Source organism: Streptomyces sp. ALI-76-A, from assembly GCF_030287445.1.
Taxonomy (GTDB): domain Bacteria; phylum Actinomycetota; class Actinomycetes; order Streptomycetales; family Streptomycetaceae; genus Streptomyces.
The window spans coordinates 5838914-5852075 of record NZ_JASVWB010000002.1 but is presented as its reverse complement, the minus strand read 5'-3'; the positions used below and the strand labels follow the sequence as shown (position 1 = coordinate 5852075).

At 71.4% G+C, this 13162-nt stretch carries 16 protein-coding genes; 10 read left to right on the top strand and 6 right to left on the bottom strand.

The window, feature by feature from the left end:
* Positions 1-113: 113 nt before the first annotated feature.
* From rsrA to QQS16_RS27255, 4 genes are all read right to left on the bottom strand, one after another.
* Positions 114-416 (bottom strand): mycothiol system anti-sigma-R factor, encoded by a 303-nt coding sequence (gene rsrA, locus QQS16_RS27270; RefSeq protein ID WP_286064656.1) that lies wholly within the window; start codon positions 414-416, stop codon positions 114-116.
* The gene (gene sigR / locus QQS16_RS27265; RefSeq protein ID WP_286064654.1) at positions 413-1099 is read right to left on the bottom strand and encodes an RNA polymerase sigma factor SigR; all 687 of its coding nucleotides are present in this window, start codon (positions 1097-1099) and stop codon (positions 413-415) included. The genes rsrA and sigR overlap by 4 nt, the downstream gene beginning before the upstream one ends.
* Before the next feature lie 312 nt (positions 1100-1411).
* Entirely contained in the window at positions 1412-2038 is a 627-nt protein-coding gene (locus QQS16_RS27260; RefSeq protein WP_286064653.1) for an alpha/beta hydrolase family protein, read from the bottom strand.
* A gap of 1 nt (position 2039) precedes the next feature.
* Positions 2040-2855 (bottom strand): SOS response-associated peptidase, encoded by an 816-nt coding sequence (locus tag QQS16_RS27255; RefSeq protein ID WP_286064651.1) that lies wholly within the window; start codon positions 2853-2855, stop codon positions 2040-2042.
* Between the two features lie 50 nt (positions 2856-2905).
* Here QQS16_RS27255 and QQS16_RS27250 point away from each other — a divergent pair, with 50 nt between their 5' ends.
* Positions 2906-3628, top strand: a complete 723-nt coding sequence (locus tag QQS16_RS27250) for a M50 family metallopeptidase (RefSeq protein WP_286064650.1) — start codon at positions 2906-2908, stop codon at positions 3626-3628.
* A gap of 90 nt (positions 3629-3718) precedes the next feature.
* On the opposite strand, the gene QQS16_RS27245 is transcribed toward QQS16_RS27250, so the two are convergent.
* Positions 3719-4147, bottom strand: a complete 429-nt coding sequence (locus QQS16_RS27245; protein WP_286064648.1) for a peptidase inhibitor family I36 protein — start codon at positions 4145-4147, stop codon at positions 3719-3721.
* 293 nt (positions 4148-4440) lie between these two features.
* On the opposite strand from QQS16_RS27245, the gene aroA reads away from it, so the two are divergent.
* From aroA to QQS16_RS27230, 3 genes are all read left to right on the top strand, one after another.
* Positions 4441-5757 carry a 3-phosphoshikimate 1-carboxyvinyltransferase gene (gene aroA / locus QQS16_RS27240; protein ID WP_286064646.1) on the top strand — a complete coding sequence of 439 codons (1317 nt, stop codon included), beginning with the start codon at positions 4441-4443 and terminating at the stop codon, positions 5755-5757.
* Positions 5758-5767: 10 nt separating this feature from the next.
* A complete protein-coding gene (gene rsgA / locus QQS16_RS27235) occupies positions 5768-6778 on the top strand; it encodes a ribosome small subunit-dependent GTPase A (RefSeq protein WP_286064644.1) in 1011 nt (336 codons plus the stop codon).
* Between the two features lie 127 nt (positions 6779-6905).
* Positions 6906-7229 (top strand): DMT family transporter, encoded by a 324-nt coding sequence (locus QQS16_RS27230; protein WP_286064642.1) that lies wholly within the window; start codon positions 6906-6908, stop codon positions 7227-7229.
* 60 nt (positions 7230-7289) lie between these two features.
* On the opposite strand, the gene QQS16_RS27225 is transcribed toward QQS16_RS27230, so the two are convergent.
* Complete coding sequence (locus QQS16_RS27225; RefSeq protein ID WP_286064641.1) at positions 7290-7898, bottom strand: TetR/AcrR family transcriptional regulator; 609 nt, start codon at positions 7896-7898, stop codon at positions 7290-7292.
* A 179-nt stretch (positions 7899-8077) separates the two neighbouring features.
* On the opposite strand from QQS16_RS27225, the gene hisN reads away from it, so the two are divergent.
* The 6 genes from hisN (at position 8078) to QQS16_RS27195 (ending at position 13158) form a co-directional block, all read left to right on the top strand.
* Positions 8078-8878 (top strand): histidinol-phosphatase, encoded by an 801-nt coding sequence (gene hisN, locus QQS16_RS27220; RefSeq protein ID WP_286064639.1) that lies wholly within the window; start codon positions 8078-8080, stop codon positions 8876-8878.
* 299 nt (positions 8879-9177) lie between these two features.
* Positions 9178-9570, top strand: coding sequence for a CBS domain-containing protein (locus tag QQS16_RS27215; RefSeq protein WP_286064638.1), 393 nt, complete (start codon positions 9178-9180; stop codon positions 9568-9570).
* Between the two features lie 256 nt (positions 9571-9826).
* Complete coding sequence (locus QQS16_RS27210; protein WP_286064636.1) at positions 9827-10243, top strand: Fur family transcriptional regulator; 417 nt, start codon at positions 9827-9829, stop codon at positions 10241-10243.
* A 139-nt stretch (positions 10244-10382) separates the two neighbouring features.
* Positions 10383-11150, top strand: coding sequence for an ABC transporter ATP-binding protein (locus QQS16_RS27205; protein WP_286064634.1), 768 nt, complete (start codon positions 10383-10385; stop codon positions 11148-11150).
* Positions 11147-12010: an ABC transporter permease gene (locus QQS16_RS27200; RefSeq protein WP_286064631.1), complete on the top strand. Its 864-nt coding sequence runs from the start codon at positions 11147-11149 to the stop codon at positions 12008-12010. Before QQS16_RS27205 ends, QQS16_RS27200 begins: the two co-directional genes overlap by 4 nt.
* Entirely contained in the window at positions 12007-13158 is a 1152-nt protein-coding gene (locus QQS16_RS27195) for an ABC transporter substrate-binding protein (RefSeq protein ID WP_286064629.1), read from the top strand. The genes QQS16_RS27200 and QQS16_RS27195 overlap by 4 nt, the downstream gene beginning before the upstream one ends.
* Positions 13159-13162 lie beyond the last annotated feature (4 nt).

Genomic DNA, 13162 nt, shown 5'->3' with positions numbered 1-13162 from the left:
GCGGGAGGGGGAGCCGCAGGTTGTTGACCCGCGGATTAGCACGTACGGGTGACGACGGGCCGGTCTGCCCGCGCCAGGAGCCAGTCCCCAGGAGCGAGTCCCCGGGAGGGAGTTCAGGACTCCTGCGGGGTCGCCGTGACGTCGTGCTCGGGCACGGCCTGCCCGGAGCGGATCAGATCGAGCCGCCCCAGGACCTTGGCACGCAGGTCGCTCGGCACGTCGTCATGCCCGCAGCACCGCTTGACCAGCTTCTTCACGGCCTGTTCGAGGCCGTACTTCTCCAGGCACGGCGAGCACTCCTTGAAGTGCTGCTTGAACTTGTCGCGATCGACGTCCGGCATCTCACTGTCGAGGAACTCGTACAGATGATCGAGTACCTCACCGCAGTCCGTCTCGTGCGGCTCTCCGCAGCTCATGAGCCCGAGCCTTTCGCTTCGTTCGACTCTCCGGCGCCCGCCGGGACCAGCCCGCGCTCACGGGCGTAGTCCTCGAGCATGCCGCGCAGTTGACGGCGGCCCCGGTGCAGCCGGGACATCACCGTTCCGATGGGTGTCCCCATGATGTCCGCGATCTCCTTGTACGCAAAGCCCTCGACATCCGCCAGATAGACGGCGATGCGGAACTCCTCGGGGATCGCCTGAAGTGCTTCCTTCACGTCCGAGTCGGGCAGGTGGTCGAGCGCCTGCGACTCCGCGGAGCGCAGACCGGTCGACATGTGCGACTCGGCGCGGGCCAGCTGCCAGTCCTCGATCTCCTCGGCCGCGGAGCGCTGGGGCTCGCGCTGCTTCTTGCGGTACGAGTTGATGAAGGTGTTCGTGAGGATGCGGTACAGCCACGCCTTGAGGTTGGTCCCCTCACGGAACTGGTGGAAGGACGCGTACGCCTTGGCGTACGTCTCCTGCACCAGGTCCTCGGCGTCGGCCGGGTTGCGCGTCATGCGCAGCGCGGCCGAGTACATCTGGTCGAGGAACTCGAGCGCGTCCCGCTCGAAGCGCGCGGTGCGCTCGGCGGTCGACTCCGTGTCCCTGCTGCCCTGGCCCTCGGGCTGCTCCGCCTGGCCGTGTTCGGTCCCTGCGTCGGTACCGGTGACCGGACCCACCTCCTCAAGATTCCGGACGAGACCGAGACCGGTCCCGCCAGAATCGGAGGATAGACGACGACCCGGTCCGCCCGCCGCCCGAACAGGGGCCGTCTTCGCCGCGTGCAGCACCGTCCAGTCCAGGTCGGCACGGCTGCTGCGGCTCGAATCAAACTCTGCCGGGCGCAGCCCGTCCACAGGGTGGTGGTGCGAGGCGGGCGGGCAGAAGGTCGAACCCATGCGGCGGACTTCCTCTCCTACGACATCGGTGCCGGCGTCTCAGCACTTCTGTCCGCCACAACACCGGGCCCGGTCCGCGGCATTCCCGAACCTTTACCCCAGTGACAGGGCCCACTCCACCACTCCCCCGGTGAGGACGGCGAGGGCCTGGTCCTGCGTGATCGCACCGCGCTTGGGGACCGCGAAGCCGTGATCGCCGTTCGGCACCTCGACCAGTTCGTACGTCCCCTCGGGGAACTCCTCCGGCCTGCCGAACGGGTCGTTGCCCCCTTGCACGACGAGCGTGGGCACGCCGGCGCCCAGCAGCTCCGCGGCACGGGACTTCTCCGGCCTGCCCGGCGGGTGCAGCGGGAAGCCGAGCGCCAGCACGGCGTGCGCGCCCAGCTCGGCGGCCGTCCGGCAGGCCACCCGCGCCCCCGCGCTGCGGCCGCCGGAGATCACCGGCAGGCCAGGGCCGGCGAGCGCGGGCCAGACGCCCCGCCAGCCCACGTCCAGCGTCTTCGGTGCCGGCGCCAGCTTCTTGCCGGCCACCCGCCAGGGCTGCTCGACGAGGGCGACGGTCACCCCGTGCCCCGGCAGTACCCGGGCGAGTGCCTGGAGGTCGCGGGCCTCGACGCCGCCGCCGGCGCCGTGGCTCACCGCCAGGACCAGCCGCGCCCGCTGCGCCTCGTGCCACGTGACGCGGGCCGCACCCGCGTCCGTCTCGATGATCTGCGTCACGTCAGAAGAGTGTGCCCTCCTCGGGCCCCTCCAGCTCCTTCAGCAGCTCCGGTCCGTTGTTGCGGACGTTGCTGACCGCGGTGGTCACCGGGTACGCCCGCATCAGCCCCTCGGGCGGCGGGGCGAGCAGCGGGCGCAGTTCGTCGGGGTCCGTACGGGAGGGGTCCAGCCACGCGTCCCAGCGGTCCGGGGTGAGCATCAGCGGCATCCGGGGGTGGATCTCGGCCAGCGAGCGCGGTCCCTCCTCGGGCGCCACCCCGAGCGGACCCGTCTCGGCCTCCGTGGTGAGCACGGAGCAGGTCGCCCACCAGGCCCGGGGGTGGTCGTCGGGCAGGGTCCGGTCCCGCCAGAACTCGTACAGCCCGGCCATCGCGAACACGGACCCGTCGGCGGGGAGCACGAAGTACGGCTGCTTGCGCGGCCGCTTCCTCCTCCCCTCGACCTCCAGATCCCGCTCCTGCTCGCCGGTGACCCACTCGTAGTAGCCGTCGGCGGGGATGACACAGCGCCGGGCGGCGAACGCCCGCCGGTACGACGGCTTCTCGTGCACCGTCTCCGCACGCGCGTTGATCATGCGGGCCGCGCCCTCGGGGGTCTTGGACCAGCTCGGCACCAGGCCCCACTTCAGCTTCCGCAGCTGCCGAACCGGCCGCGGGTCGTCCGCGTCTCTCACCGGACGGTCGAGGACGGCGTAGACCTCTTTGGTGGGGGCCACGTTGTAGTCGGGCTCCAGGGTCTCCTCGGGTTCCCACTTCTCGATCTCAAAGATTCCCGCGAGATCCTCGGGCCCACGACTCGCTGCATACCGTCCGCACATACGTGCCAGACTGCCAGATTCGACGAGAGCTACGGGAGCCACTGCCGAACATGCACACCACCGCATCCGACTCGCTCGCCTCCCTCTGGGACGAGATCTTCGGCGGCCAGCCCGACCCCGACCTGTGGGTGGTCCTCGCGACCCTGGCCGCCGCGCTCGCCGTGGTCGTCCCGCACGGACTGTGGCGCCTGTCCCGCAACGCCATCACCATCGCGCACGAGGGCGGCCACGGCCTGGTCGCGCTCCTCACCGGCCGCACCCTGACCGGCATACGGCTGCACTCCGACACCAGCGGCCTGACCGTCAGCCGCGGCAAGCCGCACGGCATCGGCATGATCCTCACCGCGGCCGCCGGCTACACCGCGCCCCCGCTGCTCGGCCTCGGCGGCGCCGCCCTGCTCGGCGCCGGTCACATCACCGCGCTGCTGTGGCTGGCGACGGTCCTGCTGGTGGCCATGCTGGTGATGATCCGCAACGCCTACGGCGCGCTCACCGTGGTCCTCACGGGCGGCACGTTCGTGGTGGTGTCCTGGCTGGCCGGTCCGCAGGTGCAGGCGGCGTTCGCGTACGCGGTGGTGTGGTTCCTGCTGCTCGGCGGGGTGCGTCCGGCCTTCGAACTCCAGGCCAAGCGCTCCCGCGGCGGCGCGGGCGACTCGGACGCGGACCAGTTGTCACGTCTGACGCATGTGCCGGCGGGACTGTGGCTGTTCCTTTTCCACGCGGTGTCGCTGTGCTCGCTGATAGGCGGCGGCCGCTGGCTGCTGGAAGTGTGACGCCCACCGGATACTACGGAGATATGCACCGGACAAAGGCCCTGCGCGATATGTGCGCAGGGCCTTTGTCGATGAAATCAGTTCGGTCGACTAGAAGTCGTAGCAGTCGGACCGGGTCGCGTTCCAGCGGAACGACGCGTTCTCGTTGTACGTGTAGTGCAGCTGGTCGGCGATGGCGTAGGCCGACAGGGTGTCGCACGCCCCGCCGTAGTTGCTGTTGTAGTACACGGTCATGAGGTTGGGCGAGTCGTTCAGGGCGCTGGCGGCGTTGTTCTTGACACTCACACCCTTGCCGGTCCCCGAGGTCAGGAAGGTGTAGCCGGCGAAGTCCGGGACGTTGTCGGCGTTGAAGTAGGTCGAGGAACCCTGCCGGTTGCTGTTGTAGAAGAAACGCGCGCAATTCGTGGCCGTACACGATATGCCGGCCGAGGCGCTGGCCGCCGTGGACGTGGGCAGAACGGTGGCGAAAGCCGCCACGACGGGAAGTGCGGCGATGAAGGTGCGACGCAGGGAAGGCACGGAGGACTCCGAATCTCTGAGGCGATGCGGAGATGATCTTAGCGTGGCCGCGGGAATTCCGTAAGGCGGTTTCCATTTGTCCCGAAGGAATTGAATAACCCGGAATCGACACCGCGGAAACCGGTCGGCCCGCTCGCCCCGGGAGCGCTCGGATCCCGGGTCCGCTCCGGCCCCGTCGCGGCGTGGCCGGAGCCAGGCGCATATATGCGTGGCATGCTTCCGGTCGCGTCACGGCTCCGGTTCCGCCTCTCTGATCAAGATCCCCGCCCCCGCCCAGCCACTAAAGTGGAGGCATGACCGTTAACCCCGCACACACCGGCCTCTGGCCCGCCCCGCACGCGAGCGGAGCCGTCCACGCGACGGTCCACGTGCCCGGGTCCAAGTCGGTCACCAACCGTGCCCTGGTACTGGCCTCCCTCGCCTCCGAGCCGGGCTGGCTGCGCCGCCCGCTGCGCTCCCGGGACACGCTGCTGATGGCCGCCGCGCTGCGCGAGCTGGGCGTCGGCATCGAGGAGGGCGTGGGCCCGGACGGCACGGGCGAGACCTGGCGGGTGCTGCCGGCGGGCCTGCGCGGCCCGGCCACGGTCGACGTCGGCAACGCCGGCACGGTGATGCGCTTCCTGCCGCCGGTCGCCGCCCTCGCCGACGGTCCCATCCGCTTCGACGGCGATCCGAGGGCGTACGAGCGTCCGCTGCACGGTGTGATCGACGCCCTGCGCGTCCTGGGCGCCCGGATCGACGACGACGGCCGCGGCGCGCTGCCGCTGACGGTCCACGGCGGAGGTGCCCTGGACGGCGGCCCGGTGGAGATCGACGCGTCCTCCTCGTCCCAGTTCGTCAGCGCTCTCCTGCTGTCCGGCCCGCGCTTCAACCAGGGCGTGGAGGTCCGCCACACCGGCTCCACGCTCCCCTCCATGCCGCACATCCGCATGACGGTCGACATGCTGCGCGCGGTCGGCGCCCAGGTGGACACCCCGGAGTCGGGCGGCGAGCCGAACGTCTGGCGGGTCACCCCGGGCGCCCTGCTGGGCCGGGACCTGACGATCGAGCCGGACCTGTCCAACGCCCAGCCGTTCCTGGCGGCGGCCCTGGTGACCGGCGGCAAGGTGGTCGTCCCGGACTGGCCGGCCCGCACCACCCAGCCCGGTGACCGGCTGCGCGAGATCTTCACCGAGATGGGCGGTTCCTGCGAACTGACCGAGTACGGTCTGGAGTTCACCGGCTCGGGCACGGTCCACGGCATCGACGTGGACCTGAGCGAGGTCGGCGAGCTGACCCCGGGCATCGCGGCGGTGGCCGCCCTCGCGGACTCCCCGTCCACGCTGCGGGGCGTGGCCCATCTGCGGCTGCACGAGACGGACCGGCTGGCCGCGCTCACCAAGGAGATCAACGAACTCGGCGGTGACGTCACCGAGTCCGCCGACGGCCTGCACATCCGTCCGCGCCGGCTGCACGGCGGGATCTTCCACACCTACGAGGACCACCGCATGGCGACGGCCGGCGCGATCATCGGCCTGGCGGTCGAGGGCGTGCAGATCGAGAACGTGGCGACGACGGCGAAGACCCTGCCGGACTTTCCCGATCTGTGGACCGGGATGCTCGGGGCGTAGGGACGTATCCATGCGCCGCTACGGCAAGCACACCGACGAGGACGACATCCGTTCCCGGCCGAACCGCAAGGGCAACCGGCCCCGGACGCACACCCGGCCCAAGCACGAGGACGCGGTCGAGGGCATGGTCCTCACCGTCGACCGGGGCCGGCTGACCTGTCTCGTCGACGACCGGATCGTGATGGCGATGAAGGCCCGCGAACTCGGCCGCAAAGCCGCGGTGGTCGGCGACCGGGTGGCCATCGTCGGCGACCTGACCGGCCAGAAGGACACCCTCGCCCGCATCGTCCGCATCGCGGAGCGCACGTCGGTCCTGCGCCGCACGGCGGACGACGACGATCCGTACGAGCGCGTGGTCGTCGCCAACGCCGACCAGCTCGCCATCGTCACGGCCCTGGCCGACCCGGAGCCCCGTCCGCGCCTGATCGACCGCTGCCTGGTCGCGGCCTTCGACGCCGGCCTGGACCCGCTCCTGGTCATGACGAAGTCGGACCTCGCCTCACCCGACAAACTGCTGGAGCTGTACGGCCACCTGGACATCCCCCACGTCGTCACCAGCCGCGAGGAGCTGGAGAACGGCACGGCGGTGGCCCGGGTGCGCGAGCAGCTCGACGGGAAGATCACCGCGTTCGTCGGCCACTCGGGCGTCGGCAAGACGACGCTGGTCAACGCGCTGGTCCCGCTGGAGCAGCGCCGGTCGACCGGCCACGTCAACGCGGTCACGGGCCGGGGCCGGCACACCACGACCTCCGCACTGGCGCTGCCGCTGGCGGGGGACGCGGGCTGGGTCGTCGACACCCCGGGCGTCCGGTCGTTCGGCCTGCACCACGTGGACCCGTCCCGCGTGATCAACGCCTTCCCCGACCTGGAGCCGGGTACCGAGGGCTGCCCGCGCGCGTGCAGCCACGACGAGCCGGACTGCGCGCTGGACGCGTGGGTGGCCGAGGGCCACGCGGACCCGGCCCGGCTGTACTCCCTGCGCCGGCTGCTGTCCACGAGGGAGCGGAAGGAAGGCGACTGACCTCCGCGTTGTTTGTCCCGGGGCGGGCCCGGTAAGGGCATAATCGCAAGCCGGATCCAGGCCCGACCAGAGCCAGACGAAGCCGTCACAAGACGCTGGGACACGTGGACGTACGGGAGGACAGCACATGGCGTGGCTGCTGGTCGTTGTGGCGGGGTTCCTGGAGACCGGCTTCGCCGTCTGCCTGAAGTTGTCGCACGGCTTCACCAGACTCTGGCCGACCATCGCGTTCTGCGTCTTCGCCCTCGGCAGCTTCGGTCTGCTGACCCTGTCCCTGAAGAAGCTCGACGTGGGCCCGGCGTACGCGGTGTGGACGGGCATCGGCGCGGCGGGTACCGCGATCTACGGCATGATCTTCCTCGGCGACCTCGTCTCCACGCTGAAGATCGTCTCGATCAGCCTGGTGATCATCGGTGTGATCGGGCTCCAGCTGTCGGGGTCGGCACACTAGGTGTTCTGTCCTGAGAGGTCCGTGACGGGCGGGAGCCGGCACGGCGGCTCACCGCGGCGCTCAGGACGTCAACTGTCGCGGCAGCGCGCTGCGTACGAGATCCGCCACGCCGCCCTCGCCGGGCGGTGCCGCCACGCAGGACAGCGCGAGCCGGACGACGAGTTCGCAGCAGCGGACCAGATCGGCGGCCTCCGAGCTGGGCGCGCCGGGCGCCAGGAGCACGGCGACGGCCCGGTCCCGGACGAGGGCCACGAAGTCGCCGGGTGACGGCAGCGGGCCGTCCGCCCGGCGCTGCGCCGGGACCGCCGAGGAGGAGGGCACGGCCTTCAGCGTCGGCGCGGGCAGCCGCTCGCTCCAGCAGTCGGTGAGCATGGCCCGGACGAGCACGTTCTCCCGGGCGGTGGAGGCGGTCCACTCGGCGGTCGCGGTCAGCCGCTCCCGGGCGTCGCCGGGTCCGGTCAGCGCCCGTTCGACGCCCAGGAGATAGCCGTCCGCCTCTCTGCGGACAAGCGCGCGAGCGAGCCCCTCCTTGCTGCCGAACTCGTTGTACAGCGTCTGCCGGGACACTCCGGCCGCGGCGGCCACGTCCACCATCCGCACGGCGGACCACGGCCGGCGCGCCAGCGCCCGGTAAGCGGCGTCCAGCAGGGATTCCCGCGCTGCAGGCATCGTCGCCTCCCGGGGCGATCGGCTCTGCGCCCAGATTTGACGCGCGCGGAGGCACTGTCAAGGGTTCGCGTGGGTGCCCGGGAGCGCGTGCGGCGGGCCGGAGCGCGCTGCCGTCCCGGGCGCCACGACCACCCAGGCCCCCTGTGGCCCCCGCCCACCACGGCAGATACCGTTCCCCCATGCCCGACTACCACGACGACCTCCGCCTCGCCCACGTCCTCGCGGACGCGGCGGACGCGGCGACCATGGCCCGCTTCAAGGCCCTCGACCTCAAGGTCGAGACGAAGCCGGACATGACCCCGGTCAGCGAAGCGGACAAGGCCGCGGAGGAGCTCATCCGCGGCCAGCTCCAGCGCGCCCGCCCGCGTGACGCCATCCTCGGCGAGGAGTACGGCATCGAGGGCACCGGTCCCCGGCGCTGGGTCATCGACCCCATCGACGGCACGAAGAACTACGTCCGCGGCGTTCCCGTCTGGGCCACCCTGATCTCCCTGATGGAGGCGGCGGAGGGCGGCTACCAGCCCGTCGTGGGGGTCGTCTCAGCCCCCGCCCTGGGCCGCCGCTGGTGGGCCGCGAAGGGGCACGGCGCCTTCTCCGGCCGCAGCCTCACCTCGGCCTCCCGGCTGCACGTCTCCCGTGTCTCGAAGCTCTCCGACGCCTCCTTCGCGTACTCCTCGCTCACCGGCTGGGAGGACCAGGGCCGCCTGGGCGGCTTCCTGGACCTGACCCGCGAGGTGTGGCGCACGCGCGCGTACGGCGACTTCTGGCCGTACATGATGGTCGCCGAGGGATCGGTCGACCTGTGCGCCGAACCCGAGCTGTCGCTCTGGGACATGGCCGCGAACGCGATCGTCGTGACGGAGGCGGGCGGCACCTTCACCGGCCTCGACGGCCGCCCGGGCCCGCACAGCGGCAACGCGGCGGCGTCGAACGGCCTGCTCCACGACGAGTTCCTGGGCTATCTCAACGAGCGCTACTGAGGCAGCTCGCGGCCGGACCCGCGCGTCTCGCCTCTCCTGGCGCGGGGTGACCGTCCCTCCTGGGGCTCGCCCTCCAAACGGGCGGGCTCCTCACCGGGGGCTCGCCCTGCGGGGAGGCTCCTTGGGGCGCGCTCGCCGACCGGGGCCCTCAATCCGCCGCGTGCGCCCTCTTGTTGGTCTCCGCTTTGCCTGCCACCCTGAGAGCACCCTCACTTGTGAACTTGTGAAGCGTTGAACGGGTGCCGGCGGCTGAAGGCCTCCACCCGGCCGACGCATTCGTTGGAGGTGACTCGGAACCCATGCTGGTCCGCGACGCCATGAGCAAGGTCGTCCTCACCATCGGCCCCACCCACACCCTCCGCCAGGCCGCCGCACTGATGTCCGCCCGCCGGGTCGGCGCGGCCGTGGTCCTCGATCCCGACGCCGGCGGCATCGGCATCCTCACCGAACGCGACGTCCTCGACTCCGTGGGCCTCGGCCAGAGCCCCGACACGGAGTACGTCCACGCCCACACCACCACCGACGTCGTCTTCGCCACCCCGGCCTGGACCCTGGACGAGGCGGCCGGCGCCATGACGCACGGCGGCTTCCGCCATCTGATCGTGCTGGACCGCGACGAGCCCGTCGGCATCGTCTCGGTCCGCGACATCATCCGCTGCTGGACTCCGGCACAGCAGCGGGTGCCGGCCTGAACGCACGGACGGGCCGGCCCCCTGCGGGAGATCCGGCCCGTCCGCCCACGGCGAGTGATCCAGTGCCGGGTGTCCGTCCAGCCGCGCAGGGCCCGGACCCCGGCCCCAGCCGCTCGCCGCGGTCTTCGCCGGCCTGACGGAGGTTCTCCGCTGTAGCGCCAGGCCGGATATCACATTGGACAAAGTCCAAGTCAAGCTGAGATCCAAAGTCACACCAGTTCCCAACCTGGTCCACCTTGCTGTTAGGCTGGTGCGTATGAGTGACCTTCTGGAACGGCTGCGTGGACGCGGATGGCGGATGACCGCGCAGCGGCGCGTCGTGGCCGAGGTCCTCGACGGCGAACACGTCCATCTGACGGCCGACGAGGTCCACGCCAGAGCTGTCGCGAAGCTGCCCGAGATCTCCCGGGCGACCGTCTACAACACCCTGGGCGAGCTGGTCTCCCTCGGCGAGGTGCTCGAGGTCGCCACGGACCAGCGGGCCAAGCGGTACGACCCCAACGCACACCAGCCGCACCACCACCTGGTCTGCGCCCAGTGCGGCGCCATCCGGGACGTCCACCCGACCGGCAATCCGCTGGCCGACCTCCCCGACACGGAGCGCTTCGGCTTCACCGTCTCGGACGTCGAGGTGACGTACCGGGGCGTGTGCCCCAACTGCGCGGCGGCGTAAGAACTTCCCAGCGTTCCCGAGAGCCCCGGCACCCATGAGTGCCGGGGCTTTCCGGCGCGTACGGCCTTCCGGTATCTGACGGGCCGTCATATCGTCGTGCGGCACCCCCGCTTCGGACCGCACTCCGCGAGGAGCCACCGTGGGAGATCCGCACCCCAAACTCCACGCCACCGGGCTGACCCGCACCTTCGGCCGCGCACCGCGTGCCGTCGAGGCCCTCGGCCCCCTCGGCCTCACCGTCGCCCCGGGCGAGTTCGTCTGTCTGGTCGGCCCCTCCGGCTGCGGCAAGTCCACGCTCCTGCGCATCGCCGCGGGCCTGCTCCGCCCGAGCACGGGCACGCTGGAGATCCGCACGGCCGGCCCCCGCCCGGCGGCCATGATCTTCCAGGACTACGGCATCTACGACTGGAAGACGGTCCGCGCCAACGTCCGCTTCGGCCTGGACGTCCAGCGCGTCCCGCGCCGCGAGGCGAACGCCCGCGCCGACACGTGGCTGACCCGCATGGGCCTCGCCGACTTCGCCCACGCCTACCCGGCTGCCCTCTCCGGCGGCATGCGCCAGCGCGTGGCCATCGCCCGCGCGCTCGCGGTCGAACCCGAACTCCTCCTCATGGACGAACCGTTCGCCGCCCTCGACGCCCAACTCCGCATGATCCTCCAGGACGAGCTGCTGGAACTCACGCAGACCACCCGCACCACCACGCTCTTCATCACCCACAGCCTGGAAGAGGCGATCGTGCTCGGCGACCGCGTGCTGGTGATGTCCGCCCGCCCGGGCCGGATCATCGCCGAACACCGCCCGCCGTTCCCGCGCCCGCGCACCGGCGACATCCGCTCCGCTCCCGAGTTCACCGCCCTGAAGAGCGAACTGTGGGAGCTGCTGCGCAAGGAGGCGGTGCCGGCATGACCACCGTCGCGCCCGACCGGCCCGAGTCGGTCCTGGTCCGCCGCCCGGGCCCCCAGGAACTCCATCCCGTACGCACCCACCGCCGCCGACGGGCCCTGGAGCTGTCGCTCGCGGTGGCCGTCCCGCTGTCGTTGGTGCTGCTCTGGCAGCTGGCCGCCGGACAGGCCTGGATCGACGACCGCGTCTATCCGGCGCCGTCCACGATCCTCGCCGACGGCTGGGACCGGGCCGCGGCCGGCGACCTGTGGCCGGACGTGTGGGCGACCCTGAAACGCGTCCTGGCCGGCTACGCGCTCGGCACGGCGGCGGGCTACGCGCTCGGCCTCCTCATGGGCTCCCTCTCCCTGGTCCGAGCCGCCCTCGAACCGCTCCTGGACGCCCTGTACGTCGTACCGAAACTGGCCCTGCTCCCGGTTTTCCTGAACATGTTCGGCCTCGGCGAGGGCCCCCAGGTGGCCCTGGTGGCGGCGACGGTCTTCTTCTTCGTCTGGATCTCCACGATGTCGGCGGTGATCGCGGTCCCGTCCGGCCACCGCGACGCGGGCCGGGTCTTCGGCGCCTCACCCTGGCAGATGTTCCGCCACGTCCTGCTGCCGGCCTCGCTGCCGCAGGTCCTGGTGGGCGCGCGGATCGCGGCGGGCGTGGCGGTACTGGTGATCGTCGCCTCCGAGCAGATCGCCGCGACGAACGGTCTGGGCCACCTGATCTTCGACTCCCGCGCCCTGTTCCAGAACGACGTGATGTTCGTCGGCATCGTCTGCGTGGCCGTACTGGGCGTGCTCTTCTCCGAACTGATCCGGCTGGTGGGCCGGTTGCTCACCCCCTGGGCACCGAGGGACCGCGGACGGGGGCAGTCATGAGGAGCCGGACGTACGGCGCGGTGATCGCCGTCGGTGCCCTGCTGGCGTCGGCGGCGGCCTGCGCGTCGCCGTCGGCCGGGGACGCGGAACGGGAGGCGGACCGGGGCACGCGCACGATCCGCCCGGTGGAAGGCTGCGGTGAGACGTCCTGGACGCCTCCCACGGACCGCTCACCCACCCGCGCCCCGGCCCGCTGCCGCCCCGGAACCCCCGCCGCGCAACCGCTTCCCGAGCCCCAGAAGCTGACGATCGCGACCGGGACCCTGAGCGCCGAGTACGTGGCACCCCTCCAGGTCGCCCTGGACAAGGGCGAGTTCGAGAAGGAGGGCCTGGACATCACCCTGAAGGTGCTGCCCACGCCGGACGCGCTCCCCCTCCTGGCCAAGGGCGACATCGACGCGCTCTGGGCGGCACCGGAGGCGGCGGTCATGAACGGCGTCCGGAGCGGCTTCGACATCCGGTGGGTGGCGGGGAACTTCTCGCCCGACCCGAAGTCGAGGAGCGGCCTGTGGGTTCGGCTGAAGGACGACGAGAGCGCTGACCGGGTGGCGATGGCCGGCCGGAAGCTGGGCACGATGATCGGCAAGGGGTCGGTGATCGCGTATCCGATGGAGAAGGCCCTGGAGCGACACGGCGGCGGCCTCGACCGGATCCAGTACCAGCAACTGGGCTCGGCCGACGTCCTCACAGCCCTGCAGAACGGGGGCGTCGACTCGGCCTGGCTCCTCGACCCGGTCTGGCGCAGGGTCGACGGCGAGCCGGGCTACGCCTTCCTCGGCGGCCAGCCGCTCGGCGAGCCCCTGGGCGGCATGCTGTACGGCCCGAACCTGCTGGACGACGACGCGGACGCGGGGGTGGCCCTGCTGCGGGCGTACATCCGCACGGTCAACACGTACTTCGCGTCCGACTACAAGAAGGACGAGACCTTCGTCACCTACCTGGCCAAGCTCCTGAAGGCGGACGAGGCGATCCTCGAGTCGACCCCGTCCCTCCGCATGGACTGGGAGATCCGCACCGGCACCACGGACCGCCTCCAGTCCGCCTACCGCGCGCAGGGCGTGACGGAGGACGACCCACTCCCGGAACGGACGACGGTGGACCGATCCCTGTACGAGGAGGCGGTGGGCCACCGGCCGCAGGGGACGTAGCCAC

Excerpts from the sequence above, each read along its gene's own strand:
- QQS16_RS27200 (WP_286064631.1), top strand. The coding sequence starts at position 11,147 with ATGACCACCGTCGCGCCCGACCGGCCCGAGTCGGTCCTGGTCCGCCGC.
- QQS16_RS27255 (WP_286064651.1), bottom strand. The coding sequence starts at position 2,855 with ATGTGCGGACGGTATGCAGCGAGTCGTGGGCCCGAGGATCTCGCGGGA.
- QQS16_RS27230 (WP_286064642.1), top strand. The coding sequence starts at position 6,906 with ATGGCGTGGCTGCTGGTCGTTGTGGCGGGGTTCCTGGAGACCGGCTTC.
- QQS16_RS27210 (WP_286064636.1), top strand. The coding sequence starts at position 9,827 with ATGAGTGACCTTCTGGAACGGCTGCGTGGACGCGGATGGCGGATGACC.
- QQS16_RS27215 (WP_286064638.1), top strand. The coding sequence starts at position 9,178 with ATGCTGGTCCGCGACGCCATGAGCAAGGTCGTCCTCACCATCGGCCCC.
- aroA (WP_286064646.1), top strand. The coding sequence starts at position 4,441 with ATGACCGTTAACCCCGCACACACCGGCCTCTGGCCCGCCCCGCACGCG.
- hisN (WP_286064639.1), top strand. The coding sequence starts at position 8,078 with ATGCCCGACTACCACGACGACCTCCGCCTCGCCCACGTCCTCGCGGAC.
- QQS16_RS27195 (WP_286064629.1), top strand. The coding sequence starts at position 12,007 with ATGAGGAGCCGGACGTACGGCGCGGTGATCGCCGTCGGTGCCCTGCTG.
- rsrA (WP_286064656.1), bottom strand. The coding sequence starts at position 416 with ATGAGCTGCGGAGAGCCGCACGAGACGGACTGCGGTGAGGTACTCGAT.
- QQS16_RS27250 (WP_286064650.1), top strand. The coding sequence starts at position 2,906 with ATGCACACCACCGCATCCGACTCGCTCGCCTCCCTCTGGGACGAGATC.
- rsgA (WP_286064644.1), top strand. The coding sequence starts at position 5,768 with ATGCGCCGCTACGGCAAGCACACCGACGAGGACGACATCCGTTCCCGG.
- QQS16_RS27225 (WP_286064641.1), bottom strand. The coding sequence starts at position 7,898 with ATGCCTGCAGCGCGGGAATCCCTGCTGGACGCCGCTTACCGGGCGCTG.